This is a genomic window from Pseudomonas migulae NBRC 103157, from assembly GCF_002091715.1.
In the GTDB taxonomy this organism is placed as follows: domain Bacteria; phylum Pseudomonadota; class Gammaproteobacteria; order Pseudomonadales; family Pseudomonadaceae; genus Aquipseudomonas; species Aquipseudomonas migulae_A.
Window position 1 is genome coordinate 122,325 of record NZ_BDAG01000003.1, and the last position, 24,127, is coordinate 146,451.

Annotated in this window: 29 protein-coding genes; 17 read left to right on the forward strand and 12 right to left on the reverse strand. The window is 59.8% G+C overall.

Annotation, left to right across the window (positions count from 1 at the left end; translation table 11 throughout):
• Positions 1 to 4 precede the first annotated feature (4 nt).
• Complete coding sequence (gene tldD, locus PMI01S_RS04060; RefSeq protein ID WP_017336530.1) at positions 5 to 1,447, forward strand: metalloprotease TldD; 1,443 nt, start codon at positions 5 to 7, stop codon at positions 1,445 to 1,447.
• Positions 1,448 to 1,495: 48 nt separating this feature from the next.
• Here tldD and yjgA read toward each other — a convergent pair whose 3' ends face one another.
• Positions 1,496 to 2,020 carry a ribosome biogenesis factor YjgA gene (gene yjgA / locus PMI01S_RS04065; RefSeq protein WP_007901505.1) on the reverse strand — a complete coding sequence of 175 codons (525 nt, stop codon included), beginning with the start codon at positions 2,018 to 2,020 and terminating at the stop codon, positions 1,496 to 1,498.
• Positions 2,021 to 2,128: 108 nt separating this feature from the next.
• Between yjgA and pmbA the strand changes: the two genes are divergently transcribed.
• The 6 genes from pmbA to PMI01S_RS04095 all read left to right on the forward strand — a co-directional run bounded on the left by pmbA (position 2,129) and on the right by PMI01S_RS04095 (position 7,475).
• Positions 2,129 to 3,475 carry a metalloprotease PmbA gene (gene pmbA, locus PMI01S_RS04070; RefSeq protein ID WP_084318102.1) on the forward strand — a complete coding sequence of 449 codons (1,347 nt, stop codon included), beginning with the start codon at positions 2,129 to 2,131 and terminating at the stop codon, positions 3,473 to 3,475.
• A 240-nt stretch (positions 3,476 to 3,715) separates the two neighbouring features.
• On the forward strand, positions 3,716 to 4,123 hold the full coding sequence (locus tag PMI01S_RS04075; protein ID WP_084318103.1) for a FagA protein: 408 nt from the start codon (positions 3,716 to 3,718) through the stop codon (positions 4,121 to 4,123).
• The gene (locus PMI01S_RS04080) at positions 4,104 to 5,480 is read left to right on the forward strand and encodes a class II fumarate hydratase (RefSeq protein ID WP_084318104.1); all 1,377 of its coding nucleotides are present in this window, start codon (positions 4,104 to 4,106) and stop codon (positions 5,478 to 5,480) included. Before PMI01S_RS04075 ends, PMI01S_RS04080 begins: the two co-directional genes overlap by 20 nt.
• Before the next feature lie 27 nt (positions 5,481 to 5,507).
• Positions 5,508 to 5,939, forward strand: a complete 432-nt coding sequence (locus PMI01S_RS04085; protein WP_084318105.1) for a DUF2753 family protein — start codon at positions 5,508 to 5,510, stop codon at positions 5,937 to 5,939.
• A 1-nt stretch (position 5,940) separates the two neighbouring features.
• Entirely contained in the window at positions 5,941 to 6,552 is a 612-nt protein-coding gene (locus PMI01S_RS04090; protein WP_084318106.1) for a superoxide dismutase, read from the forward strand.
• A gap of 29 nt (positions 6,553 to 6,581) precedes the next feature.
• Entirely contained in the window at positions 6,582 to 7,475 is an 894-nt protein-coding gene (locus PMI01S_RS04095) for a ZIP family metal transporter (protein ID WP_084318107.1), read from the forward strand.
• Between the two features lie 74 nt (positions 7,476 to 7,549).
• Here the strand turns inward: PMI01S_RS04095 and PMI01S_RS04100 are convergent, their stop codons facing one another.
• The 10 genes from PMI01S_RS04100 to PMI01S_RS04145 all read right to left on the reverse strand — a co-directional run bounded on the left by PMI01S_RS04100 (position 7,550) and on the right by PMI01S_RS04145 (position 14,577).
• Positions 7,550 to 7,825: an HPr family phosphocarrier protein gene (locus PMI01S_RS04100; protein WP_084318108.1), complete on the reverse strand. Its 276-nt coding sequence runs from the start codon at positions 7,823 to 7,825 to the stop codon at positions 7,550 to 7,552.
• A 15-nt stretch (positions 7,826 to 7,840) separates the two neighbouring features.
• Positions 7,841 to 8,698: an RNase adapter RapZ gene (gene rapZ / locus PMI01S_RS04105; RefSeq protein ID WP_084318109.1), complete on the reverse strand. Its 858-nt coding sequence runs from the start codon at positions 8,696 to 8,698 to the stop codon at positions 7,841 to 7,843.
• 2 nt (positions 8,699 to 8,700) lie between these two features.
• Complete coding sequence (ptsN, locus tag PMI01S_RS04110) at positions 8,701 to 9,165, reverse strand: PTS IIA-like nitrogen regulatory protein PtsN (RefSeq protein WP_084318110.1); 465 nt, start codon at positions 9,163 to 9,165, stop codon at positions 8,701 to 8,703.
• Between the two features lie 12 nt (positions 9,166 to 9,177).
• Entirely contained in the window at positions 9,178 to 9,486 is a 309-nt protein-coding gene (hpf, locus tag PMI01S_RS04115; RefSeq protein ID WP_007941242.1) for a ribosome hibernation-promoting factor, HPF/YfiA family, read from the reverse strand.
• Between the two features lie 74 nt (positions 9,487 to 9,560).
• A complete protein-coding gene (locus PMI01S_RS04120) occupies positions 9,561 to 11,054 on the reverse strand; it encodes an RNA polymerase factor sigma-54 (protein WP_084318111.1) in 1,494 nt (497 codons plus the stop codon).
• Between the two features lie 184 nt (positions 11,055 to 11,238).
• Positions 11,239 to 11,964: an LPS export ABC transporter ATP-binding protein gene (gene lptB, locus PMI01S_RS04125; RefSeq protein WP_017336541.1), complete on the reverse strand. Its 726-nt coding sequence runs from the start codon at positions 11,962 to 11,964 to the stop codon at positions 11,239 to 11,241.
• Positions 11,964 to 12,512, reverse strand: a complete 549-nt coding sequence (gene lptA / locus PMI01S_RS04130) for a lipopolysaccharide transport periplasmic protein LptA (RefSeq protein ID WP_017336542.1) — start codon at positions 12,510 to 12,512, stop codon at positions 11,964 to 11,966. The genes lptB and lptA overlap by 1 nt, the downstream gene beginning before the upstream one ends.
• Positions 12,499 to 13,071, reverse strand: coding sequence for an LPS export ABC transporter periplasmic protein LptC (gene lptC / locus PMI01S_RS04135; protein ID WP_084318112.1), 573 nt, complete (start codon positions 13,069 to 13,071; stop codon positions 12,499 to 12,501). The genes lptA and lptC overlap by 14 nt, the downstream gene beginning before the upstream one ends.
• Before the next feature lie 7 nt (positions 13,072 to 13,078).
• Positions 13,079 to 13,603: a KdsC family phosphatase gene (locus PMI01S_RS04140; RefSeq protein WP_084318113.1), complete on the reverse strand. Its 525-nt coding sequence runs from the start codon at positions 13,601 to 13,603 to the stop codon at positions 13,079 to 13,081.
• Positions 13,603 to 14,577: a KpsF/GutQ family sugar-phosphate isomerase gene (locus PMI01S_RS04145; RefSeq protein ID WP_084318114.1), complete on the reverse strand. Its 975-nt coding sequence runs from the start codon at positions 14,575 to 14,577 to the stop codon at positions 13,603 to 13,605. The genes PMI01S_RS04140 and PMI01S_RS04145 overlap by 1 nt, the downstream gene beginning before the upstream one ends.
• Before the next feature lie 275 nt (positions 14,578 to 14,852).
• Between PMI01S_RS04145 and PMI01S_RS04150 the strand changes: the two genes are divergently transcribed.
• The 10 genes from PMI01S_RS04150 to hisC all read left to right on the forward strand — a co-directional run bounded on the left by PMI01S_RS04150 (position 14,853) and on the right by hisC (position 22,824).
• Positions 14,853 to 15,662 carry an ATP-binding cassette domain-containing protein gene (locus PMI01S_RS04150; RefSeq protein WP_084318115.1) on the forward strand — a complete coding sequence of 270 codons (810 nt, stop codon included), beginning with the start codon at positions 14,853 to 14,855 and terminating at the stop codon, positions 15,660 to 15,662.
• The gene (gene mlaE, locus PMI01S_RS04155) at positions 15,662 to 16,459 is read left to right on the forward strand and encodes a lipid asymmetry maintenance ABC transporter permease subunit MlaE (protein ID WP_084318116.1); all 798 of its coding nucleotides are present in this window, start codon (positions 15,662 to 15,664) and stop codon (positions 16,457 to 16,459) included. Before PMI01S_RS04150 ends, mlaE begins: the two co-directional genes overlap by 1 nt.
• Positions 16,459 to 16,926, forward strand: a complete 468-nt coding sequence (gene mlaD / locus PMI01S_RS04160) for an outer membrane lipid asymmetry maintenance protein MlaD (RefSeq protein ID WP_010463308.1) — start codon at positions 16,459 to 16,461, stop codon at positions 16,924 to 16,926. The genes mlaE and mlaD overlap by 1 nt, the downstream gene beginning before the upstream one ends.
• Before the next feature lie 11 nt (positions 16,927 to 16,937).
• Positions 16,938 to 17,594, forward strand: coding sequence for an MlaC/ttg2D family ABC transporter substrate-binding protein (locus tag PMI01S_RS04165; RefSeq protein ID WP_084318117.1), 657 nt, complete (start codon positions 16,938 to 16,940; stop codon positions 17,592 to 17,594).
• Positions 17,591 to 17,896 (forward strand): STAS domain-containing protein, encoded by a 306-nt coding sequence (locus PMI01S_RS04170; RefSeq protein WP_084318118.1) that lies wholly within the window; start codon positions 17,591 to 17,593, stop codon positions 17,894 to 17,896. The genes PMI01S_RS04165 and PMI01S_RS04170 overlap by 4 nt, the downstream gene beginning before the upstream one ends.
• 113 nt (positions 17,897 to 18,009) lie before the next feature.
• Positions 18,010 to 18,249 (forward strand): BolA family protein, encoded by a 240-nt coding sequence (locus PMI01S_RS04175; protein WP_084318119.1) that lies wholly within the window; start codon positions 18,010 to 18,012, stop codon positions 18,247 to 18,249.
• A gap of 22 nt (positions 18,250 to 18,271) precedes the next feature.
• Positions 18,272 to 19,537, forward strand: coding sequence for a UDP-N-acetylglucosamine 1-carboxyvinyltransferase (murA, locus tag PMI01S_RS04180; RefSeq protein WP_017336551.1), 1,266 nt, complete (start codon positions 18,272 to 18,274; stop codon positions 19,535 to 19,537).
• 146 nt (positions 19,538 to 19,683) lie between these two features.
• Positions 19,684 to 20,319, forward strand: coding sequence for an ATP phosphoribosyltransferase (hisG, locus tag PMI01S_RS04185; RefSeq protein WP_007901570.1), 636 nt, complete (start codon positions 19,684 to 19,686; stop codon positions 20,317 to 20,319).
• A gap of 124 nt (positions 20,320 to 20,443) precedes the next feature.
• Complete coding sequence (gene hisD / locus PMI01S_RS04190) at positions 20,444 to 21,769, forward strand: histidinol dehydrogenase (RefSeq protein WP_084318120.1); 1,326 nt, start codon at positions 20,444 to 20,446, stop codon at positions 21,767 to 21,769.
• A gap of 2 nt (positions 21,770 to 21,771) precedes the next feature.
• The gene (gene hisC / locus PMI01S_RS04195; protein ID WP_084318121.1) at positions 21,772 to 22,824 is read left to right on the forward strand and encodes a histidinol-phosphate transaminase; all 1,053 of its coding nucleotides are present in this window, start codon (positions 21,772 to 21,774) and stop codon (positions 22,822 to 22,824) included.
• Positions 22,825 to 22,948: 124 nt separating this feature from the next.
• Here hisC and algW read toward each other — a convergent pair whose 3' ends face one another.
• Positions 22,949 to 24,109 carry a Do family serine endopeptidase AlgW gene (algW, locus tag PMI01S_RS04200; protein ID WP_084318122.1) on the reverse strand — a complete coding sequence of 387 codons (1,161 nt, stop codon included), beginning with the start codon at positions 24,107 to 24,109 and terminating at the stop codon, positions 22,949 to 22,951.
• Positions 24,110 to 24,127: the final 18 nt, after the last annotated feature.

Sequence of the window (24,127 nt, forward strand, 5' to 3'; positions counted from 1 at the left end):
GCATATGAGCGAGTTGTTGTCCTCAGTCAGTGAACACCTCTTGGCGCCCGGCGGCGTCACTATCGAGAGCCTGCAAGGTGTGCTCGGCGATCTGGCCGGCCCGGGTATCGATGCCGCCGACCTGTATTTCCAGGGGCAGATTTCCGAGTCGTGGGCGCTGGAAGACGGGATCGTCAAGGAAGGCAGCTTCAACCTTGACCAAGGCGTTGGCGTTCGCGCGCAATCGGGTGAAAAAACCGGTTTTGCCTACAGCAATGCGATCACCCTGGAAGCCTTGGGCGCAGCGGCGCGTGCCGCGCGCTCGATCTCCCGCGCCGGGCAGAACGGCACGGTGCAGGCGTTCACCACTCAGGATGTCGCCCAGTTGTACGGGCCGGATAACCCATTGGAAGTGCTGACCCGTGCAGAGAAAGTCGAGCTGCTCAAGCGTATCGACGTCGCCACTCGCGCCCTCGATCCGCGTATCCAGCAAGTGACCGTGAGCATGGCCGGTGTCTGGGAACGCATTCTTGTTGCTTCGACTGACGGCAGCCTGGCGGCGGATGTGCGGCCGTTGGTGCGTTTCAATGTCAGCGTGATCGTTGAGCAGAACGGTCGCCGCGAGCGTGGCGGTCATGGCGGCGGCGGTCGTACCGATTACCGTTATTTCCTCGCCGAAGACCGCGCGATGAGCTACGCCCGCGAGGCGCTGCGTCAGGCGCTGGTCAACCTTGAAGCCATTCCCGCGCCGGCCGGTACGTTGCCGGTGGTACTGGGTTCGGGCTGGTCCGGTGTGCTGCTGCACGAAGCGGTCGGCCACGGTCTGGAAGGTGATTTCAACCGCAAGGGCAGCTCCGCTTACAGTGGGCGTATGGGCGAGATGGTCGCATCCAAACTCTGCACCATCGTCGATGACGGCACGCTGGCCGGTCGCCGCGGCTCGCTGAGCGTCGACGACGAAGGCACGCCAACCGAGTGCACCACGCTGATCGAAAACGGCGTACTCAAAGGCTACATGCAGGACAAGCTCAATGCGCGCCTGATGGGCGTGGCCCGCACAGGCAATGGTCGTCGCGAGTCCTACGCGCACCTGCCGATGCCACGCATGACCAACACCTACATGCTGGCGGGCGAAAGCGATCCGGCGGAAATCATTGCGTCGGTGAAACGCGGCATCTACTGCGCCAACCTTGGCGGTGGTCAGGTGGACATCACCAGCGGCAAATTCGTGTTCTCCACCAGTGAGGCGTACCTGATCGAAGACGGAAAGATTACAGCGCCGGTCAAAGGCGCGACGTTGATCGGCAACGGGCCTGAAGCGATGAGCAAGGTGTCGATGGTCGGTAACGATCTGTCGCTGGACAGCGGCGTGGGCACGTGCGGCAAGGACGGGCAGTCGGTGCCGGTGGGTGTCGGCCAGCCAACGCTGAAAATCGATGCGATCACTGTGGGTGGCACAGGATCGTAAGGGATGGAGCTTCGGGTGAGCCGCGTGGCGACTCACCCGAGAAGGGACTTAACGCAGACCGCGTTGAGTCTCGTCCAGCTCACGGATGTACTTGAAGATTTTACGGCTCGATGCCGGCGGCTTGTTGGTCGCCAGTTCGTGCTGGGCCTGACGGATCAGGGAGCGCAACTGCTGACGATCAGCCTCCGGGTAGTCGAGCACGAACTTCTCCAGGACTGCATCGTCGCCCGCGATCAAGCGATCGCGCCAGCGTTCCAGACCATGGAAACGTTCGTTGTACTGCCGGGTAGAGGCATCGAGTTGATCGAGCAACGTCAGAATGGCGTCAGTGTCCTGATCGCGCATCAGTTTGCCGATGAACATAAGGTGCCGTTTACGCGCGATATTCGCGGTGTGCTTGGGCGCATCGGCCAGTGCCCGGCGCATGGCGTCGGTCAACGGCAGTTTTGCCAGCAAGTCAGGCTTGAGCGTTGTAAGGCGTTCGCCGAGGTCAACCAGAGCATGCAGCTCGCGTTTAACCTGGGATTTGCTTTTTTCTCCCGTATCGAGGGAGTCGTCGTAAGAATCAACCATGGTTGCCGTCCGCAAAGAAACGCCGCCATGATAACCAGTCGGGGGCCGCTTGTCCGGCCCGGTCGCTCGAAGGCCTTTACCGAAAGCAGAATTTGAGTGGAGAACAGCATGAGTGCAGTTGAAAGCGTCGGCCCACAAGCGTTGCCGGCACTGCAAGAACAAGTCGAGCAGATCATCGCTGAAGCCAAGCGCCAGGGCGCCAGTGCCTGTGAAGTGGCGGTGTCCCTGGAACAGGGCCTGTCGACCTCTGTACGCCAGCGCGAAGTCGAAACCGTTGAATTCAACCGCGATCAGGGCTTCGGCATCACCTTGTATGTTGGCCAGCGCAAGGGCTCGGCCAGCACTTCGGCCAGTGGCCCGGACGCGATCCGTGAAACCGTCGCTGCAGCGCTGGCCATCGCTAAACACACCTCCGAAGACGAAGCCGCCGGCCTGGCGGATGCTGCGCTGATGGCCAAGGATCTGCAGGATTTCGACCTGTTCCATCAATGGGACATTACACCGGAGCAAGCCATCGAGATGGCCTTGAACTGTGAGGCGGCAGCGTTTGCCACCGACAGCCGGATCAAGAACGCCGACGGCACTACCCTCAGCACTCACCAGGGCTGCCGCGTTTATGGCAACAGCCACGGTTTCATTGGCGGTTACGCCTCGACTCGTCACAGCCTGAGCTGCGTGATGATCGCCGAGGCCGATGGCCAGATGCAGCGAGATTACTGGTACGACGTTAACCGCCAGGGCAATTTGCTGACTGACCCGGTGAGCATCGGCCAGCGTGCAGCACAGCGTGCAGCGAGCCGTCTGGGCGCGCGTCCGGTGCCGACCTGTGAAGTGCCGGTTTTGTTCTCCGCGGAACTGGCCGGCGGTTTGTTCGGCAGTTTCCTCTCAGCGATTTCCGGCGGCAGCCTGTATCGCAAATCGTCGTTCCTGGAAGGCACCCTTGGGCAGAAGTTGTTCCCGGAATGGTTGACGATCGATGAGCGCCCGCACCTGATGCGCGCCATGGGCAGTTCGGCGTTCGATGGCGATGGCCTCGCGACGTATGCCAAGCCGTTCGTCGAAAAGGGTGAGTTGGTGTCCTATATCCTCGGCACCTATTCCGGTCGCAAGCTCGGTATGCCGAGCACCGCCAACGCTGGCGGCGTGCACAACCTGTTCGTTACCCACGGCGAAGAAGATCAGGCGGCCTTGCTGCGGCGCATGGGCCGTGGCTTGCTGGTCACCGAGTTGATGGGCCAGGGCCTGAACATGGTCACCGGCGATTACTCTCGTGGTGCGGCGGGCTATTGGGTCGAGAACGGCGAGATCCAGTTCGCGGTCCAGGAGGTGACCATCGCCGGCAACATGCGCGACATGTTCAAACAGATCGTTGCGGTGGGTAATGACCTGGAATTGCGCAGCAACATTCGCACGGGTTCGGTGCTGATCGAGCGGATGACAGTCGCAGGCAGCTAACCCACGACCGCTACACAAAAGGCGCGCCACCCAATGGGGGGGCGCGCCTTTTTTTGTGCCCGCATAGCACACCTGTAGGAGCCGGCTTGCTGGCGATTGCGGTCAATCAGTCGACATCAATGCTGAATGCCAGATCGCAATCGCCAGCAAGTCAGCTCCTACAAGGGACCATACTCCGGGCTTGTGTTGGTTATCATTATCATCTAATAATAAATCTCATTACCGAATGAGCCCCGGATCATGAGTTCTGCCTTGCACGAGCAGCCCTACCTCGAAAACTGGCGCTGGATGAGTCGCCAGATCCGCTGTGCGATGGATCCCGACGAGCCTCGCCTGATCGAACATTACCTGGCTGAAGGCCGGTATCTGGCGTGCTGCACGGCGACCTCACCCTGGACCATCGCCGAAACTTCCTTCCGTTTGCTGATCGACACCGCCGCCGATGTCGCGCTGCCCTGGCACTGGCGGACTTATTGCCTGGATCAGGCGTGGCGCCCGCTGCGCGAACTCGAACGCCTCTCTCTGTGCAAATGCCGCCTCAAGCGCTGGCAAAGCTACACCTGGCAACTGGCGACCTGCGAGTTGCAGCCTTCGATTCCTCTCATAGAACAGGTGCAAGGATTTTCTGATGAACAAGACTCGTATTGAGCGCGACAGCATGGGCGAGCTCCAGGTCCCGGTGGACGCCCTCTATGGCGCACAGACCCAGCGTGCGGTGAATAACTTCCCGATCAGTGGCAAGCCGATGCCGGAGCAATTCATCCGCGCACTGATCCTGGCCAAGGCCGCCGCTGCCCGCGCCAACGTCGAACTCAAGCAGATCAGCGAATCCCAGGGCAATGCCATCGTCGAAGCGGCGTTGGGTTTGCTCAAGGACGACTTCATGCAGCACTTCCCGGTGGATATCTTCCAGACCGGTTCCGGCACCAGTTCCAACATGAACGCCAACGAAGTGATCGCGACCCTCGCCAGCCGTCTGCTCGGTGAGCCGGTGAACCCCAACGATCACGTTAACTGCGGGCAGAGCAGCAACGACATCATTCCGACCACCCTCCACGTCAGCGCTGCGCTGGCGTTGCATGAACAACTGCTGCCGGCGCTGGTGCGTCTGGTGCAGGTGATCGAGCACAAGGCCGAAGAGGTTCATCACCACGTCAAAACCGGCCGCACTCATTTGATGGATGCGATGCCAGTGCGCATGAGCCAGGTGCTCAACGGTTGGGCGCAACAGCTGAAGGCCAATATCGGCCATCTGCAGGACCTGCTGCCGAGCCTGCAATCCCTGGCGCAAGGCGGCACGGCGGTGGGCACCGGTATCAATGCGCATCCCGAGTTTGCCGGGCTTTTCAGCCAGCAGCTGACCCAACTGACGCAGGTGCGATTCACGCCGGGCATCGATTTGTTCGCACTGATTGGCTCCCAGGACACCGCCGTTGCGGTCTCCGGGCAACTGAAAACCACCGCTGTTTCACTGATGAAAATCGCCAACGACTTGCGCTGGATGAACTCCGGTCCGCTGGCCGGTCTCGGTGAAATCGAACTCGAAGCCTTGCAGCCGGGCTCGTCGATCATGCCCGGCAAGGTCAATCCGGTGATCCCGGAAGCCACCGCCATGGTCGCCGCCCAAGTCATCGGCAATGACACCGTCATCACCATCGCTGGCCAGTCGGGCAACTTCGAGCTGAACGTGATGCTGCCGATCATTGCCCAGAACCTGCTGAGCAGCATCGAGTTGCTGGCCAACGCCAGCCATCTGCTGGGTGAAAAGGCTATCGCCAGCTTCAAGGTCAACGAAGCCCGGCTCAAGGAAGCGCTGTCGCGCAACCCGATTCTGGTCACTGCACTCAACCCGATCATTGGTTACCAAAAAGCTGCTGAAATCGCCAAGAAGGCTTATCAGCAAGGCCGGCCGGTGATCGATGTCGCTCTGGAACACACCGACCTGACGCGTAGCGAACTGGAAGAGTTGCTCAATCCGGAAAAACTCACCGCAGGCGGCGTGTAATCACCTCAACCGCTTTGGAGGCTCACCATGGAGCACTGGAAACGCACGATCGAAAGGGCAAACCGCTGTTTCATGCTGGGCGAACTGGTGGATGCCCGCGAGGCTTATCTGCAGGCATTGGCCCTGGCCCAGGTGTTATTCGAGCGCTGGGTGGACGCCGACGAAGCGGTGGCGGCCTGCGTCATTTCCCACCACAACCTGGCGGACCTGCATTTGCGTCTGAACCAGCCGGAGGAGAGCGCCGAATACCTGTGCGCCATCCACCAGCGGCTGTTGAAGACCATGCAGGACCCGCGACTGGCGCCGGCATTACGCGAAGCAGCGCTGCGTCAGAGCAGCAAAACCTACGTCGAACTGCTGAATTTCATCAGCGAGCACGGCGAATACCCGCGTACTCATCGTTTGCTGCACACCGATGCCGCGTCGCCCGCAGCACCTCTACATCACGGAGTTCATTGAAATGGCTTTTAGCTTGCCTGCCTTGCCGTACGCCTACGATGCCCTGGAACCGCACATCGATGCGCAGACCATGGAAATCCACTACACCAAGCATCACCAGACCTACATCAACAACCTGAACGCTGCGGTCGAAGGCACCGAGTTTGCCGAGTGGCCGGTGGAAAAACTGGTGGCTGCCGTTCAGCAACTGCCGGAAAAACTCCGCGCAGCAGTGATCAATCAGGGGGGCGGTCATGCCAACCATTCGCTGTTCTGGGAAGTCATGGTGCCCAACGGCGGCGGTCAGCCGGACGGCGAGCTGGCCAAGGCGATCGACGACCAACTGGGCGGTCTCGACCGTTTCAAAGAAGCGTTCACCAAAGCCGCGCTGACCCGTTTCGGCAGCGGCTGGGCCTGGCTGAGTGTGACGCCGCAAAAGACCCTGGTCGTGGAAAGCAGCGGTAACCAGGACAGTCCGTTGATGAGCGGCAATACCCCCATCCTCGGCCTGGATGTCTGGGAGCACGCCTATTACCTGCAATATCAAAACCGTCGCCCGGAATACATCAACGCGTTTTACAACGTGATCAATTGGCCTGAAGTCGCTGCGCGCTATCAGGCTGCACTGGTTTAAGTCTTCTATAAAAAAATACTGGGCTGACTATGGGCACTGAAACACTGGCGATCGGAAGTGGGCGGATGTTTCGTTACGCATTGGGGTCGCTGTTACTGTTGGCGGGTATGAGCTTGTTGGTCGCCCAGGGCCTGGCGTGGCTGGATCTTGAACCAAAACTGCTGCGCGCCTTACAGGGCGGAGCGATCTGTGCACTGGGTACGGCCTTGGGCGCGGTGCCGGTGCTGGTGATTCGGCGCATGCCCCAGGCGGTCAACGATGCGCTGCTCGGCTTCGGTGCCGGGGTGATGCTCGCGGCGACGGCGTTTTCGCTGATCGTACCGGGTATCGCTGCGGCTGAAAGCCTGGGGCTGACGCCTTGGGCGGCCAGCGGGCTGATCAGTTTCGGCATCATGCTGGGGGCGTTCGGGTTGTTTCTGGTGGATCGAAAGGTATCTGGCGCATCGCCGGAAATGCTCGTCGGCACGCTGGAACGGCCGGTCATTCCGCCACGGATCTGGTTGTTCGTGTTTGCCATCATTGCCCACAACATTCCAGAAGGCATGGCGGTCGGTGTCTCGGCGGGCGGTGGCATGCCTGACGCCGACAGTCTGGCCATGGGCATTGCGTTGCAGGATGTGCCCGAAGGGCTGGTGATTGCGTTGGTGTTGGCCGGGGCAGGGATGTCGCGGGTCAAGGCGTTCCTGATCGGTGCGGCGTCAGGATTGGTCGAGCCGGTCTTTGCGCTGTTATGCGCCTGGCTGGTGAGCCTGGCGGAGTTGCTCTTGCCGTTGGGCCTGGCACTGGCGGCCGGGGCCATGTTGTTGGTGGTGACCCATGAAGTCATTCCCGAGTCGCGCCGCCATGATCACGACAAGCTGGCCAGCCTCGGGCTGCTGATCGGGTTTTGTTTGATGATGGTGATGGATACCGCGCTCGCCTGAAAAGATCGCAGTCTTCGGCAGCTCCTGCATGAGATTGCATTCACACGCAGGAGCTGCCGAAGGCTGCGATCTTTTTATTCGCCTTCGCCGAAGTAGTCATTGATCAAGTCCACCAATGCCTTTAGCGCCTCATCAGCTTTCTCGCCTTCGGTGCTCAGGTAAATTTTGGTGCCCTTGCCAGCCGCCAACATCATCATTGCCATGATGCTTTTGCCGTCGACCGTGGATTCCGGCGTCCGTCCTACTCTGATCGTGCAGTCTTTGAACTCGCCGGCGACTCCAACGAACTTGGCAGAAGCGCGGGCATGCAGGCCCAGCTTGTTGATGATTTCGATTTCCAGAGCAGGCATCGCGATGTGAATCCTTTAGCTGAGGTCGCGGTGGCGGACCTGGACGTTCTTCAGGGATTTTTGCAGGACCTGACCCAGACGTTCGGTCAGGTAGACGGAGCGGTGATGCCCGCCGGTGCAGCCAATGGCAATGGTGACATAAGCACGGTTGCTGGCGGCAAAGCGGGGCAGCCATTTAAGCAGGTACGTGGAGATGTCCTGGAACATCTCCTCGACGTCCGGCTGGGCTGCCAGGTAATCGGCAACCGGTTGATCAAGTCCGGACTGGTCGCGTAGCTCCGGCTTCCAATAGGGATTCGGCAGGCAGCGCACGTCGAACACCAGATCGGCGTCCACCGGCATGCCGCGCTTGAACCCGAAGGACTCCACCAGAAACGCGGTGCCGGGTTCCGGCTGGTTCAGCAGGCGCAGCTTGATGGTATCGCGAAGCTGATACAGGTTCAGGTTGGTGGTGTTGACCTTGAGATCGGCGAGGTCGGCAATCGGCCCGAGCAGGTTGGTTTCGTCGTTGATCGCCTCGGCCAGCGAGCGATTGGCGCTGCTTAGCGGGTGACGACGGCGGGTTTCCGAAAAGCGCTTGAGCAAGGTTTCTTCGTCGGCATCCAGGTACAGGACATCGCACTGGATATGCCGGCTGCGAACTTCTGCGAGCAGTTCCGGAAAACGGCTCAGGTGACTCGGCAAGTTGCGTGCGTCGATGGAGACGGCAACCAGCGGCTGAGCCAGCTCGGTATGAATCAACGCACGTTCGGCCAGTTCCGGCAGCAGCCCGGCAGGCAGGTTGTCTATGCAGTAATAGCCGTTGTCCTCGAGAACATCGAGTGCGGTACTTTTACCTGAGCCGGAGCGGCCACTGACGATGATCAAGCGCATGATTAGTGCCTGTTTTGCTCGTCCAGGACAACCTGGTACAAGGCTTCATTGCTCGCGGCGCTACGCAGGCGATCACGGACTTCCTTGCGATCAAGCATGCTGGCGATCTGGCGGAGCAATTCCAGGTGCGCATCGGTGGCCGCTTGCGGGACCAGCAGAACGAACAGCAGGTCAACCGGAGCGCCGTCGATGGCGTCGAAATCGATGGGAGCATCCAGGTGCATCAAGGCACTGATGGGCAAGGTGCAACCTTTCAACCGACAGTGGGGGATAGCGATACCGTTACCAAAACCGGTCGAGCCAAGTTTTTCACGGGCAATCAAAGCCTCGAAGACATCTTGCATCTCCAGATCCGGCACTTCCCGGGCGATCAGGTTGGCAATTTGCTCGAGGGCTTTCTTTTTGCTGCCGCCCGGCACGTTCACGAGGGAACGGCCGGGGGTCAGGATGCTTTCAAGTCGGATCATGGGTTGGGAGTGTTAACGACCGGTCGCGCCCTGGAGGAGGCTCTGGGTCTTTTCCTTATGCTTTTTGAGTTGTTTATCCAGCTTGTCGGTCAGCGCGTCGATCGCCGCGTACATGTCGGTATGTTCCGCGTTTGCGACCACTTCATTGCCGGGAATATGCAGCGTGGCTTCGATTTTCTGCTTCAGCTTCTCGACCGTCATCGTGACTTGCACGTTGGTGATCTTGTCGAAATGCCGCTCTAATCGTTCGAGTTTTTCGCCGATGTAGGTGCGAAGAGGTTCGGTCACTTCCAGTTGGTGTCCACTGATGTTGACTTGCATACAGCTTCTCCTTCGTTGCCAGTGCATAAAGCGGTAGATCAGATGATCTACCACTGGAACGCTGTGGCGTGGCTCTACATCAACCGCTTGCGTTCGCTCGAAGGCGCGATCCCGAGGGATTCGCGGTACTTGGCGACGGTGCGGCGAGCCACCTGAATGCCTTGTGCCTCCAGTAAACCAGCGATCTTGCTGTCACTCAACGGCTTTTTCTGATTTTCCGCCGCAACCAGTTTTTTGATGATCGCGCGGATCGCCGTGGACGAGCATTCGCCGCCTTCGGAGGTGCTGACGTGGCTGGAGAAAAAGTATTTCAGCTCATATATGCCCCGAGGGGTATGCATGAATTTTTGCGTGGTCACCCGGGAAATCGTCGATTCGTGCATGCCCACGGCTTCGGCGATGTCATGCAACACCAACGGCTTCATCGCTTCGTCGCCGTATTCCAGAAAACCCCGCTGATGCTCGACGATCTGGGTGGCAACTTTCATCAGGGTTTCGTTACGGCTCTGCAGGCTCTTGATGAACCAGCGAGCCTCTTGCAACTGATTGCGCATGAAAGTGTTATCGGCGCTGGTGTCGGCGCGGCGCACGAAACCGGCATATTGGGCGTTGACCCGAAGGCGGGGCACCGATTCCTGATTCAGTTCTACCAGCCAGCGCTCGTTGTCCTTGCGCACGATCACGTCGGGAACGACGTATTCGGCTTCACTGGACTCGATCTGCGAGCCAGGGCGTGGGTTGAGGCTCTGGACCAGTTCGATCACCTGGCGCAGTTCATCTTCCTTGAGCTTCATGCGGCGCATCAGCTGGCTGTAGTCGCGGCTGCCGAGCAAGTCTATGTAGTCGGTGACCAGGCGCTTGGCCTCGGCCAGCCAAGGTGTGTTGGCGGGCAGTTGGCGCAATTGCAACAGCAGGCATTCACCGAGGTTGCGGGCACCGATGCCGGCCGGTTCGAATTGCTGAATGCGATGCAGGACGGCTTCGATCTCGTCCAGTTCGATGTCGAGCTCCGGATCGAAGGCTTCGAGGATTTCCTCGAGGGTTTCGTCCAGATAGCCTTGATTGTTGATGCAGTCGATCAAGGTCACGGCGATCAGACGATCAGTGTCAGACATCGGCGCGAGGTTCAGTTGCCACAGCAGATGGCTTTGCAGGCTTTCACCGGCCGATGTGCGGGTGGTGAAATCCCACTCGTCGTCATCGTTGCTCGGCAGGCTGCTGGCGCTGGTCTGGTAGACATCTTCCCATGCGGTGTCGACGGGCAGTTCGTTGGGAATACGCTCGTTCCAGTCGCCCTCATCGAGGTTGTCCACCGTCGGGGCGGTTTCCTGGTAGGAAGGTTCTGAGACGTCGGCGTTGGGTTGCTGTTCGGCTTTGTCGGCCAAAGGGTCGGCGTTATCGAAGTCGTCGCCTTCTTCCTGGCGTTCGAGCATCGGATTGGACTCCAGGGCCTCCTGGATTTCCTGTTGCAGGTCCAGGGTCGACAATTGGAGCAGGCGGATGGCCTGTTGCAGCTGCGGTGTCATCGTCAGCTGCTGGCCCATTCTCAAGACTAGCGATGGTTTCATGGCAGGGGCTAAACACCTTATTCGCCGGCGCACATGCGCCATCCACTACAGGGCGCCGGAGCGCCAAACATAAGCAAATTATATGCCCGAAACTGCAGCGTTTGCCTAGAGCGCTGTAACAATAAAAAAGTATTGATTTTTTATCGAGACAGGCGCTCGGGCAACCAGCCAGACACCTCAGTGCTTAAAGGCGGAACTCATGGCCCAGATAGACTTCTTTCACGAGGTCGTTGGCCAGGATGGTGGCAGAGTCACCTTCGGCGATCAGCTGGCCATCGTTGACGATGTAGGCGGTTTCGCAGATATCCAGGGTTTCACGGACGTTGTGGTCAGTGATCAGCACGCCAATGCCCTTGGCCTTGAGGTGGTAGATGATCTGCTTGATGTCGCCCACCGAAATCGGGTCCACGCCGGCGAAGGGTTCGTCGAGGAGGATGAATTTCGGGTTGGTTGCCAGTGCCCGGGCGATTTCCACGCGGCGGCGTTCACCACCGGACAGGCTCATGCCGAGGTTGTCGCGGATGTGGCTGATGTGGAATTCCTGCAGCAGGCTTTCCAGTTCTTTGCGACGATCGGCCTTGTCGAGTTCCTTGCGGGTCTCGAGGATCGCCATGATGTTGTCGGCGACCGAGAGTTTGCGGAAGATCGACGCTTCTTGCGGGAGATAGCCGATACCGGCCTTCGCACGACCGTGCATCGGCTGGTGGCTGACGTCCAGATCGTCGATCAGGACGCGGCCCTGATCGGCCTGGACCAGGCCGACGATCATGTAGAAGCAAGTGGTCTTGCCGGCACCGTTAGGGCCAAGCAGGCCGACGATTTGACCGCTGTCGATGGACAGGCTGACGTCGCGCACGACCTGACGGCTCTTGTAGCTCTTGGCCAGATGCTGAGCTTTCAGAGTTGCCATTACGGGGCCTTTTGCTCTTCGGTTTTCTTTTTCGGCTGGATCACCATGTCGATGCGCGGACGCGACTCGGTCACGTTGGTGCCTGTGGCACGGCCGGCGCTGGCAAGCTTTTTGTTGGTGTCGTAGACGATTTTCTCGCCTTGGGTAACGTTGCCGTCCTTGTCGATGACTTTCGCCTTGTCGATCAGCACGACGCGGTCTTGCGAGGCGTGATACTGGATAGTGACGCCGTAGCCCTGAACCGGCTTGGTGTCGCCAGCGGTCTGCAGCTGCTCGAAGTAGGCCAGGTTGCCCACCGAAGTCACCACGTCAATGTCACCGGCCGCGGTGCGGGTGATGGTGACCTTGTTGCCGGTAACCTTCATCGAGCCCTGGGTGATGATCACGTCGCCGGTGTAGGTGGCAACGCCATTCTTGTCGTCCAGTTGGGCATCGTCGGCCTGGATACGGATAGGCTGCTGTTGATCGTTCGGCAGAGCCCAGGCGCTCACGCTTCCCAGTGCTGCGCCCAGACCGAGCAAAATAGGGAGAGTTTTAACGAGCCTCATACTGTCCTCTTACGTTCGATAGCAGGTGTATCCTGCTTTCTTTCAAATACGCTTTCATTCCCTTGCCAGTCGAGACACCACCAGCGCCGTCGATTCTAACGGGTTGATCGGTCTGCGCATATTGCTGTTGCGGGAACACTGTCATGCGGGTGCTGGTGATCAGGGTGTCGCGATTCTTTTCGTCGGTACGCTTCACGCGCACGTTGTCGATCAACTCGACTTCAGTGCCACCGGAGTTCACCTCGGCGTGCTCGCTGGTCACGTGCCACGGGAACTCGGTGCCCCGGAACATGTTGAGGTCCGGCTTGGTGACCAGGGTGACATCGGTCGCTTTCAAGTGCTCGGCTTTGTCAGACGTCATTTCGTACTGCAATTTGCCGTCTTCGAGATACTGGAGCGTGTGCGTGTTGGTCGCGTACCAGTCGATCCTGGTCTCGTCGACCTTGACTGCCGGCTTGTCGAGGAAGCGTTCCGGGCTGATGTTCCAGTAGCCGACCGCCGCAAAAATCGCTGCGATGCAACCGAACACCAGGATGTTGCGAAATTTCTTGCTCAGCATAGTTGGCTCACAGGTACGCAGCGTTGGCCGCATCGAGGCGGTCTTGGGCGCGCAAGATCAGTTCGCAGAATTCGCGGGCGGCACCCTCGCCGCCACGGGCCTGGGTGATGCCATGGGCGTGTTCGCGCACGAAGCTGGCGGCATTGGCCACCGCCATGCCCAGGCCGACGCGGCGAATCACCGGCAGGTCTGGCAGGTCGTCACCGAGGTAGGCGACTTGCTCATAGCTTAGGTTGAGTTGGGCGAGAAGTTCGTCCAGCACCACCAGTTTATCTTCGCGACCCTGATACAGGTGGGGAATGCCGAGGTTCTTCGCCCGGCGCTCGACTACCGGGGTCTTGCGGCCGCTGATGATAGCGGTCTGCACGCCGGCTGCCATCAACATCTTGATGCCTTGGCCGTCGAGTGTGTTGAAGGTCTTGAATTCGCTGCCGTCTTCAAGGAAGTACAGGCGTCCGTCGGTCAGGACGCCGTCGACGTCGAATACCGCCAGTTTGATCTGTTTGCCGCGTTGCAGCAGGTCCGTGCTCATTACATTACTCCCGCACGCAACAAGTCGTGCATGTTCAAGGCGCCGACCGGGCGGTCTTCGCTGTCGACCACGACCAGTGCGTTGATTTTATGGTCTTCCATGATTTTCAAGGCCTCGGCGGCGAGCATCTCGGCGCGGGCAGTCTTGCCGTGGGCGGTCATGACCTGGTCGATCGTGGCGCTGTGAATATCGATGCTGCGATCCAGGGTGCGGCGCAAATCGCCGTCGGTGAAGATCCCGGCGAGTTTGCCGTCGGCTTCCAGAATAACGGTCATGCCCAGGCCCTTGCGGGTCATTTCCATCAGCGCGTCCTTGAGCAGCGTCCCGCGCTGGACTTGCGGCAACTCCTGCCCGGCGTGCATGACGTTTTCCACTTTCAGCAGCAGGCGTCGGCCCAGCGCGCCACCGGGGTGGGAAAAGGCGAAGTCTTCAGCGGTGAAGCCGCGGGCTTCGAGCAGCGCAACGGCCAGGGCATCGCCCATGACCAGGGCGGCGGTGGTCGACGATGTCGGTGCCAGGTTCAGCGGGCAGGCTTCGTGTTCGACATGCACGTTGAGATTGACCTCGGCAGCCTTGGCCAGCGGGGAGTCGGGGTTGCCGGTCACGCTGATCAATTTGATGCCCAGGCGTTTGATCAGCGGCAGCAGGGTGACGATTTCATTGGTGGAACCGGAGTTCGACAGGGCCAGGATGATGTCGTCGCGGGTAATCATGCCCATGTCGCCGTGGCTGGCTTCGGCCGGGTGCACGAAGAACGCCGTGGTGCCGGTGCTGGCCAGGGTGGCGGCAATCTTGTTGCCGATGTGCCCCGATTTGCCCATGCCGACCACGACCACGCGGCCTTTGCTGCCCAGAATCATCTCGCAAGCGCGTACGAAATCTGCGTCGATATGGGGCAGCAAGCCTTGTACGGCTTCCAGTTCGAGGCGGATGGTGCGTTGTGCTGATTGAATCAGGTCGCTGGATTGGCTCATGTCAGAAATCGTATAGCCTGATGAAAAGGCGGCGATTATAGCGGTAATGATCGAAACCCTCACGCAAGTTCGTCGCGCTTTGACATTCCCTGTTACCGAATCCCTTTAAATGAAGCATTTGCACGCCATGTCGCTGAACATGACCCGGCTTGGCCCTTGGGCGCTTTGCCTTTGCAGTGATATAGTTCGCCGCCAGTTCGGCCTGCCCGGGGAGGTATGTGCTTTCGTCAGAAAGTCAGGCGTCCGAGTGAGAGGCTGCATCGCAAGGAGTTTAGATGAGTGCCGATAACGCCTACGCGGTCGAGCTGAAGGGACTGACCTTCAAGCGCGGTGCGCGCAGCATTTTCAATAACGTCGATATCCGTATTCCGCGCGGCAAGGTCACCGGCATCATGGGGCCTTCCGGGTGTGGCAAGACCACGCTGTTGCGTTTGATGGGCGCCCAATTGCGTCCGACCAAGGGTGAAGTCTGGGTCAACGGTCAGAACCTGCCGAAACTGTCGCGCAGTGATTTGTTCGATGCGCGTAAACACATGGGTGTGCTGTTTCAGAGTGGCGCACTGTTTACCGATCTCGACGTGTTCGAGAACGTTGCCTTTCCCCTGCGCGTTCATACCGAGCTTCCGGAAGAAATGATCCGGGACATTGTCCTGCTCAAATTACAGGCCGTGGGCCTGCGTGGCGCCATCGACCTGATGCCTGACGAGCTGTCCGGCGGCATGAAGCGTCGTGTCGCACTGGCCCGGGCGATTGCCCTGGATCCGCAGATTCTCATGTATGACGAACCATTCGTCGGTCAGGACCCGATCGCCATGGGCGTCTTGGTGCGTTTGATTCGCCTGCTCAACGATGCCCTGGGCATCACCAGCATCGTGGTCTCCCACGACCTGGCCGAGACCGCGAGCATCGCTGACTACATCTACGTGGTCGGCGAAGGCCAGGTGTTGGGGCAGGGCACGCCCGAGGAGCTGATGAACTCGCAGGAGCCACGGATTCGCCAATTCATGACCGGCGAACCTGACGGCCCGGTCGCATACCACTTTCCAGCGACGGATTTCCGCGCAGATCTTCTGGGGAAGCGTTGATGCGCAAGATTTCACTCATAGAACGCGTGCGCCGGTTCGGCCACGCCGGCATCGACGTGCTGGCGGTGTTCGGCCGTTCGACGATATTCCTGTTTCATGCCTTGCTCGGTCGAGGCGGCATCGGCGGCGGTTTCGGCCTGCTGATCAAGCAACTGCATTCGGTGGGCGTGATGTCCCTGGTGATCATTGTGGTCTCCGGGGTGTTCATCGGCATGGTGCTGGCGCTGCAAGGCTTCAACATTCTGTCCAGCTACGGTTCTGAACAGGCGGTCGGGCAGATGGTTGCCCTGACCTTGCTGCGCGAACTGGGGCCTGTGGTCACGGCATTGCTGTTCGCCGGACGCGCCGGTTCGGCCCTGACGGCTGAAATCGGCAACATGAAATCCACCGAACAGCTGTCCAGTCTGGAAATGATTGGTGTCGACCCGCTCAAGTACATCATTGCCCCGCGCCTGTGGGCCGGCTTCATTTCCCTGCCGGTGCTGGCGATGATTTTCAGCGTGGTGGGTATCTGGGGCGGTTCGTGGGTGGCTGTCGACTGGCTGGGTGTGTATGAAGGTTCCTACTGGTCCAACATGCAGAACAGCGTGACGTTCACTGACGATGTGCTCAACGGCATCATCAAAAGTATCGTCTTCGCCTTTGTCGTGACCTGGATCGCCGTATTCCAAGGCTATGACTGCGAGCCCACATCCGAGGGGATCAGTCGTGCCACTACCAAGACCGTTGTGTATGCCTCGTTGGCTGTACTCGGCCTGGACTTTATTCTGACCGCCTTGATGTTTGGAGATTTCTGATGCAAAACCGCACCCTGGAAATCGGTGTCGGCCTTTTCTTGCTGGCTGGCATCCTGGCTTTGCTGTTGCTGGCGTTGCGGGTGAGTGGCCTGTCCCCGAGCGCAACCACCGATACATATAAACTTTATGCCTATTTCGACAATATCGCCGGTTTGACGGTCAGAGCTAAAGTGACCATGGCCGGCGTGACCATCGGCAAGGTCACGGCGATCGATCTGGACCGCGACAGCTTCACCGGTCGGGTGACGATGCAACTGGAAAAGCGCGTAGATAACCTGCCGACTGACTCCACTGCATCTATTCTGACTGCTGGCCTGTTGGGCGAGAAATACATCGGTATCAGCGTGGGCGGCGAAGAAGGCCTGCTCAAGGATGGTGGAACCATCCACGACACCCAGTCGTCGCTGGTGCTTGAGGACCTGATCGGTAAATTCCTGCTCAATACCGTTAGCAAAGACGCCAAATGAGGAGCTTTTGAATGATCTCTACCTTGCGACGTGGCCTGTTGGTATTACTCACGGCTCTGCCGTTGGTGGCTAACGCCGTGGCGGCGCCTTCCGCGCACGAACTGGTACAGGACACCACGACCCGTTTGCTGGCTGATCTGTCCGCCAACAAAGAGAAGTACAAACAGGATCCGCAGGACTTTTACACGGCGCTGAACACCATCGTCGGCCCTGTGGTGGATGCCGAGGGCATCTCCAAGAGCATCATGACGGTCAAATATTCGCGCAAGGCCACGCCGGCACAGATGAAAACCTTCGAAGAAAACTTCAAGAAGGGCCTGTTCCAGTTCTATGGCAATGCTTTGCTTGAGTACAACAACCAGGGCATCACCGTTGATCCGGCCAAAGACGAGTCGGGAGACCGCACCAGCGTTGGCATGACGGTCAAGGGCAGCAACGGCGCGATCTATCCTGTGTCCTACACGCTCGAAAAGATCAATGGCGAGTGGAAGCTGCGCAACGTGATCATCAATGGCATCAACATCGGCAAGCTGTTCCGTGATCAGTTCGCTGATGCGATGCAGCGCAATGGCAACGACCTGGACAAGACCATCAATGGTTGGGCCGGTGAAGTCGCCAAAGCCAAGGAAGCCAGCGAGAAGCAAACCCCCGAGAAGCAAGCCCAATGAGTGTATCGGCCATTCGCATGAGCGAATCCGGCGAGCTGATGCTCAGCGGGATGCTGGACTACCGCACTGGCCCGGGCCTGCGCAAGCAGGGCCAGGCGCTGATCAAGGCCAGCAAGGCCGCCGCATTGGTGGTGGATTGTTCGGCGGTGTTGAAGTCCAGCAGTGTCGGCTTGTCGCTGCTGCTGTGTTTCATGCGTGATGCCCAGGAGGTCGGCAAGCCGCTGAGCATCCGTGCAATGCCCGAAGACATGCGTGAAATTGCTCAGGTCAGCGAATTGACCGAGCTGTTGGCGCATCCCTAACCGCATCGATAAGAAGGCCCCCCGTCAGAGTCCTGCTTCGCGGGGTTCGCAGGCGCGGGGCTTTTTTGTATGATGTCCGACCCGCGCGCACAGGGCGCCGATTGAGGTTGAGCATGCAGGCCGTAGAAGTGAAGAGCTTCCTTGAAGCAAAGCTGCCGAACACACAGGTGGAAGTTGAAGGCGAAGGCTGCAACTTTCAGCTGAACGTGATTAGCGATGAACTGGCGGCGTTGAGCCCGGTGAAGCGTCAGCAGCAGGTCTATGCCCATTTGAACCCATGGATCACCGATGGCAGCATCCATGCGGTCACTATGAAATTTTTCAGCAGCGCGGCCTGGGCCGAGCGCACCTGAGCCCAAGGGCGTCGAGATTCTTATGGATAAATTGATTATTACCGGTGGCGCTCGTCTTGATGGCGAGATCCGCATTTCCGGGGCAAAGAACTCTGCCCTGCCGATCCTGGCTGCAACCTTGCTGTGCGATGGCCCGGTTACCGTTGCCAACCTGCCGCACCTGCATGACATCACCACCATGATCGAACTGTTCGGTCGCATGGGCATCGAGCCGGTGATCGACGAGAAGCTCAGCGTCGAAATCGATCCGCGCACCATCAAGACCCTGATCGCCCCGTACGAACTGGTGAAAACCATGCGTGCGTCGATCCTGGTACTGGGCCCGATGGTTGCCCGTTTCGGTGAAGCCGAAGTCGCACTGCCTGGCGGTTGCGCCATCGGTTCGCGTCCGGTGGACCTGCACATCCGTGGTCTTGAAGCCATGGGCGCGGTCATCGACGTCGAAGGCGGCTACATCAAGGCCAAGGCCCCTGAAGGCGGCCTGCGCGGTGCGCACTTCTTCTTCGACACCGTCAGCGTGACCGGTACCGAAAACATCATGATGGCCGCCGCTCTGGCCAAGGGCCGCAGCGTTCTGGCCAACGCCGCGCGCGAGCCTGAAGTCGTCGACCTGGCGAACTTCCTGATCGCCATGGGTGCCAAGATCACTGGCGCCGGCACCGACACCATCACCATCGATGGCGTCGAGCGTCTGCACACCACCACTTACAAAGTGATGCCTGACCGTATCGAAACCGGCACCTACCTGGTGGCTGCCGCCGTGACCGGCGGTCGCGTGAAGGTCAAGGACACGGATCCGACCATCCTCGAAGCCGTTCTGGAAAAGCTGCGTGAGTCGGGTGCCGAAATCACCTGCGGCGAAGACTGGATCGAGCTGAACATGCACGGCAAGCGGCCAAAAGCCGTCAACGTGCGGACCGCTCCGTACCCGGCGTTCCCGACCGACATGCAGGCGCAGTTCATCTCGCTCAACGCCATTGCCGAAGGCACCGGTGCGGTGATCGAGACGATCTTCGAAAACCGTTTCATGCACGTGTACGAATTGCACCGCATGGGCGCCAAGATCCAGGTCGAAGGCAACACCGCTATCGTTACCGGCACCGAGAAGCTGAAAGGCGCGCCAGTCATGGCGACCGACCTGCGAGCTTCGGCCAGCCTGGTGATCTCGGCCCTGATCGCTGAAGGCGACACTCTGATCGACCGCATCTACCACATCGACCGTGGTTACGAGTGCATCGAAGAGAAACTGCAGATGCTCGGCGCGAAGATCCGTCGCGTACCGGGCTAGTTTTTTTGCTGCATGGGCATAAGGATGTGCCCGTTGAATTCGTTTCAAGTCGGGGGCGTCTTTTCATTTATTGAGAGAGCCCTCGATGTGTGTCCGGCGCCATTTGCGACCGGGCATCAGTAGCCTGATAAGGACTGACGTTTCCCATGTTGACCATCGCACTGTCCAAGGGCCGCATCCTTGACGACACCCTGCCGCTTCTGGCTGAAGCTGGCATCGTGCCGACCGAGAATCCGGACAAAAGCCGCAAGCTGATCATCCCCACGACCCAGGCCGATGTGCGCCTGCTGATCGTGCGCGCCACCGACGTGCCGACTTACGTCGAGCATGGTGCCGCTGACCTGGGCGTCGCCGGTAAAGATGTGCTGATGGAATACGGTGGCCAGGGCCTGTACGAGCCTCTGGACCTGCGAATTGCCCTCTGCAAGCTGATGACCGCTGGCCGCGTCGGCGATGTCGAGCCCAAGGGCCGTCTGCGCGTGGCAACCAAGTTCGTCAACGTTGCCAAGCGCTATTACGCCGAACAGGGTCGTCAGGTCGACATCATCAAGCTCTACGGCTCGATGGAGCTGGCGCCGCTGATCGGTCTGGCGGACAAGATCATCGACGTGGTCGACACCGGCAATACGCTGCGCGCCAATGGCCTGGAACCTCAGGATTTCATTGCCGACATCAGCTCCCGGCTGATCGTCAACAAAGCTTCGATGAAAATGCAGCACGCCCGTATCCAGGCGTTGATCGACACCCTGCGCAAGGCAGTGGAGTCTCGACACCGCGGCTGATTCACCTGCGCGACCGCAAGGCGCGCCGTCTATCCGCCTCATAGCCAGAATTCTCAGGTGCCCAAGCGGATCGAATGTTAGCTTCGGGCGCCTGAGTTTTTGCCAATCCTATGAGGCTCTCGCTATGACCGCACTGACTGCAATTCGCCGACTCAACGCTGCTGACCCGGATTTCGCACATCATCTGGATCATCTGCTGAGCTGGGAAAGTGTGTCTGACGACTCGGTCAATCAGCGGGTGCTGGACATCATCAAAGCCGTGCGTGAGCGTGGCGATGCGGCGCTGGTGGAGTTCACCCGGCAGTTCGACGGCCTGGACGTCGCCTCGATGGCCGACCTGATCCTGCCGCGCGAACGCCTGGAACTGGCCCTGACCCGAATCACCGTGCCTCAGCGCGAAGCCCTGGAAAAAGCCGCGGCCCGCGTGCGCAGCTACCACGAGAAGCAAAAACAGGATTCCTGGAGCTACACCGAAGCCGATGGCACCGTGCTCGGCCAGAAGGTCACGCCACTGGATCGCGCCGGTCTGTACGTGCCTGGCGGCAAGGCGTCTTACCCGTCGTCCGTACTGATGAACGCGATTCCGGCCAAGGTTGCCGGCGTGACCGAAGTGGTCATGGTGGTGCCGACCCCGCGTGGTGAACTCAACGAGCTGGTGCTGGCCGCCGCCTGCATCGCCGGCGTTGACCGCGTCTTCACCATCGGCGGGGCACAAGCCGTCGCCGCGCTGGCTTACGGCACCGAAAGCGTGCCGAAGGTCGACAAGGTGGTCGGTCCGGGCAACATCTATGTGGCCACCGCCAAACGCCACGTATTTGGCCAGGTCGGCATCGACATGATCGCCGGTCCGTCGGAAATCCTCGTGGTGTGCGATGGCAAGACGGATCCGGACTGGATCGCCATGGACCTGTTTTCCCAGGCCGAACACGACGAAGATGCCCAGGCGATTCTGGTCAGCCCGGACGCCGAATTCCTCGATCAGGTCGCTGCCAGCATCGCCAAACTGCTGCCGACCATGGAGCGTGCCGAAATCATCGAAACCTCGATCAATGGCCGTGGTGCGCTGATCAAGGTGCGCGACATGGAACAGGCGATCGAAGTGGCCAACCGTATCGCGCCGGAGCACCTGGAGTTGTCGGTCGCCGACCCGCAAGCCTGGTTGCCGCAGATCCGTCACGCGGGCGCGATCTTCATGGGGCGTCACACCTCCGAAGCCTTGGGCGACTACTGCGCCGGCCCGAACCACGTGTTGCCAACCTCCGGCACCGCACGCTTCTCGTCGCCGCTGGGCGTGTACGACTTCCAGAAACGCTCGTCGATCATCTTCTGCTCCGAGCAGGGGGCGTCCGATCTGGGCAAGACCGCTTCCGTGCTGGCCCGTGGCGAGTCGCTGACCGCCCACGCCCGCAGCGCCGAATACCGTATCGTTGACGAGCAAAAGGGAAACTGAACATGAGTAAATTCTGGAGCCCGTTCGTCAAGAATCTGGTGCCTTACGTGCCGGGCGAGCAGCCGAAACTGGCGAAACTGGTGAAGCTCAACACCAACGAAAATCCTTACGGTCCATCGCCAAAAGCCCTGGCGGCGATGCAGGCCGAGCTGAACGACAACCTGCGTCTGTATCCGGACCCGAACAGTGATTTGCTCAAGAACGCAGTCGCCAGGTATTACGGCGTGCAGAGCAATCAGGTGTTTCTCGGCAACGGTTCCGATGAAGTCCTTGCGCACATTTTTCACGGTTTGCTGCAGCACGATAAACCGCTGCTGTTCCCGGACATCAGCTACAGCTTCTACCCGGTTTACTGCGGGTTGTATGGCATCACATTCGACGCGGTGCCGCTGGATGAGCAGTTCCAGATCAACCCGGCGGACTATGCCAAGCCGAACGGCGGGATCATTTTCCCCAACCCGAACGCGCCGACCGGTTGCCTGCTGGCGCTGGACGCGGTTGAGCAAATCCTCAAGGCCAGCCCGGATTCGGTGGTCGTGGTGGACGAGGCTTACATCGACTTCGGTGGCGAAACGGCGATCAGTCTGGTGGACCGTTATCCGAATGTGCTGGTCACTCAGACTTTGTCCAAGTCCCGTTCACTGGCTGGCCTGCGAGTGGGCCTGGCGGTCGGACATCCGGATTTGATCGAGGCGCTGGAGCGGATCAAGAACAGCTTCAACTCGTACCCGCTGGATCGCATGGCGAATGTCGGCGCAGCGGCTGCGTTCGAGGACCGTGAGTACTTCGACAAGACGTGTCGTCTGGTGATCGAAAACCGTGAATGGGTGATTTCGCAGTTGCAGGTTAAAGGCTTTGAAGTGCTGCCGTCGGCGGCGAACTTCATTTTCGCCCGTCACCCGCAGCACGATGCGGCGGGGCTGGCAGCGAAGCTGCGCGAGCAGGGCGTGATCGTCCGGCACTTCAAGCAGGAGCGGATTGCCCAGTTCCTGCGGATTTCCATTGGCACGCCGGAGCAGAATCAGGCGTTGATCGACGGCCTCGGCGACCTCTAAGCCAACACTGACCCTGTAGGAGTGTGGCTTGCCCGCGAAGAACGATGACACGGTGCATCAAGTACACCGCGTTATCGTTCTTCGCGGGTAAGCCACGCTCCTACAGATTGTGTGTGTTGACTGCTTACTCTTCTTCTTTCTCTTTGACCGGAGCAGGCGGCGGGCGCAAACCGATTTCCGCGGTCAGCTTCAGCTCCTTGCCGTTACGCATCACCAGAATCGTGACTTTGTCGGTCGGCTTGATCCGCGCCACCTGATTCATCGAGCGACGGCCATCGCCCGCCGGTTCGCCGTCGATGGTGAGGATCACGTCACCCAACTGCAGGCCCGCCTTCTGTGCCGGGCCGTCACGGAAAATCCCCGCGACCACGATACCCGGGCGCCCCGACAGACCAAACGACTCCGCCAGTTCCTGCGACAACGGCTGCACTTCGATCCCCAGCCAGCCACGAATCACTTGGCCGTGTTCGATGATCGACTTCATCACTTCCATGGCCAGTTTCACCGGGATCGCGAAACCGATGCCTTGCGAGCCGCCGGACTTGGAGAAGATCGCGGTGTTGATGCCGGTCAGGTTGCCGTTGGCGTCCACCAGCGCACCGCCGGAGTTGCCGGGGTTGATCGCGGCGTCGGTCTGGATGAAGTCTTCGTAGTTGTTCAGGCCCAGCTGGTTACGGCCGGTGGCGCTGATGATGCCCATGGTCACGGTCTGGCCGACGCCGAACGGGTTGCCGATGGCCAGGGCCACGTCGCCGATGCGGATGTTGTCGGAGCGGCCGACGGTGATCGACGGCAGGTTCTTCAGATCGATCTTAAGGACGGCGAGGTCGGTTTCCGGGTCGCTGCCGATGACCCGAGCCAGGGTTTCACGGCCGTCCTTCAACGCGACCACAATCTGGTCGGCGCCGCTGGTCACGTGGTTGTTGGTCAGCAGATAACCTTCCGGGCTCATGATCACGCCGGAGCCGAGGCTCGATTCCATGCGCTTCTGCTTGGGCGCATTGTCGCCGAAGAAGCGGCGGAACTGCGGGTCCTCGAACAGCGGATGGTTCGGTTTGTTGATGACCTTGGTGGTGTACAGGTTCACCACCGACGGCGCGGCGGTGGTGACCGCGTCGGCATATGACACCGGACCTTGCTGCATCGTGGTGGTTTGTGGGGCTTGCTGCAGGTTGACGTCGAGGCTCGGAAGCCCGACCCACTGCGGGTAACGCTGGATGATCAATAAAGCGATAAGCACGCCGGCCAACAGCGGCCAGCCGAAAAAACGCAGCGCTTTGAGCATTAAGCACGTCCTGGAAGG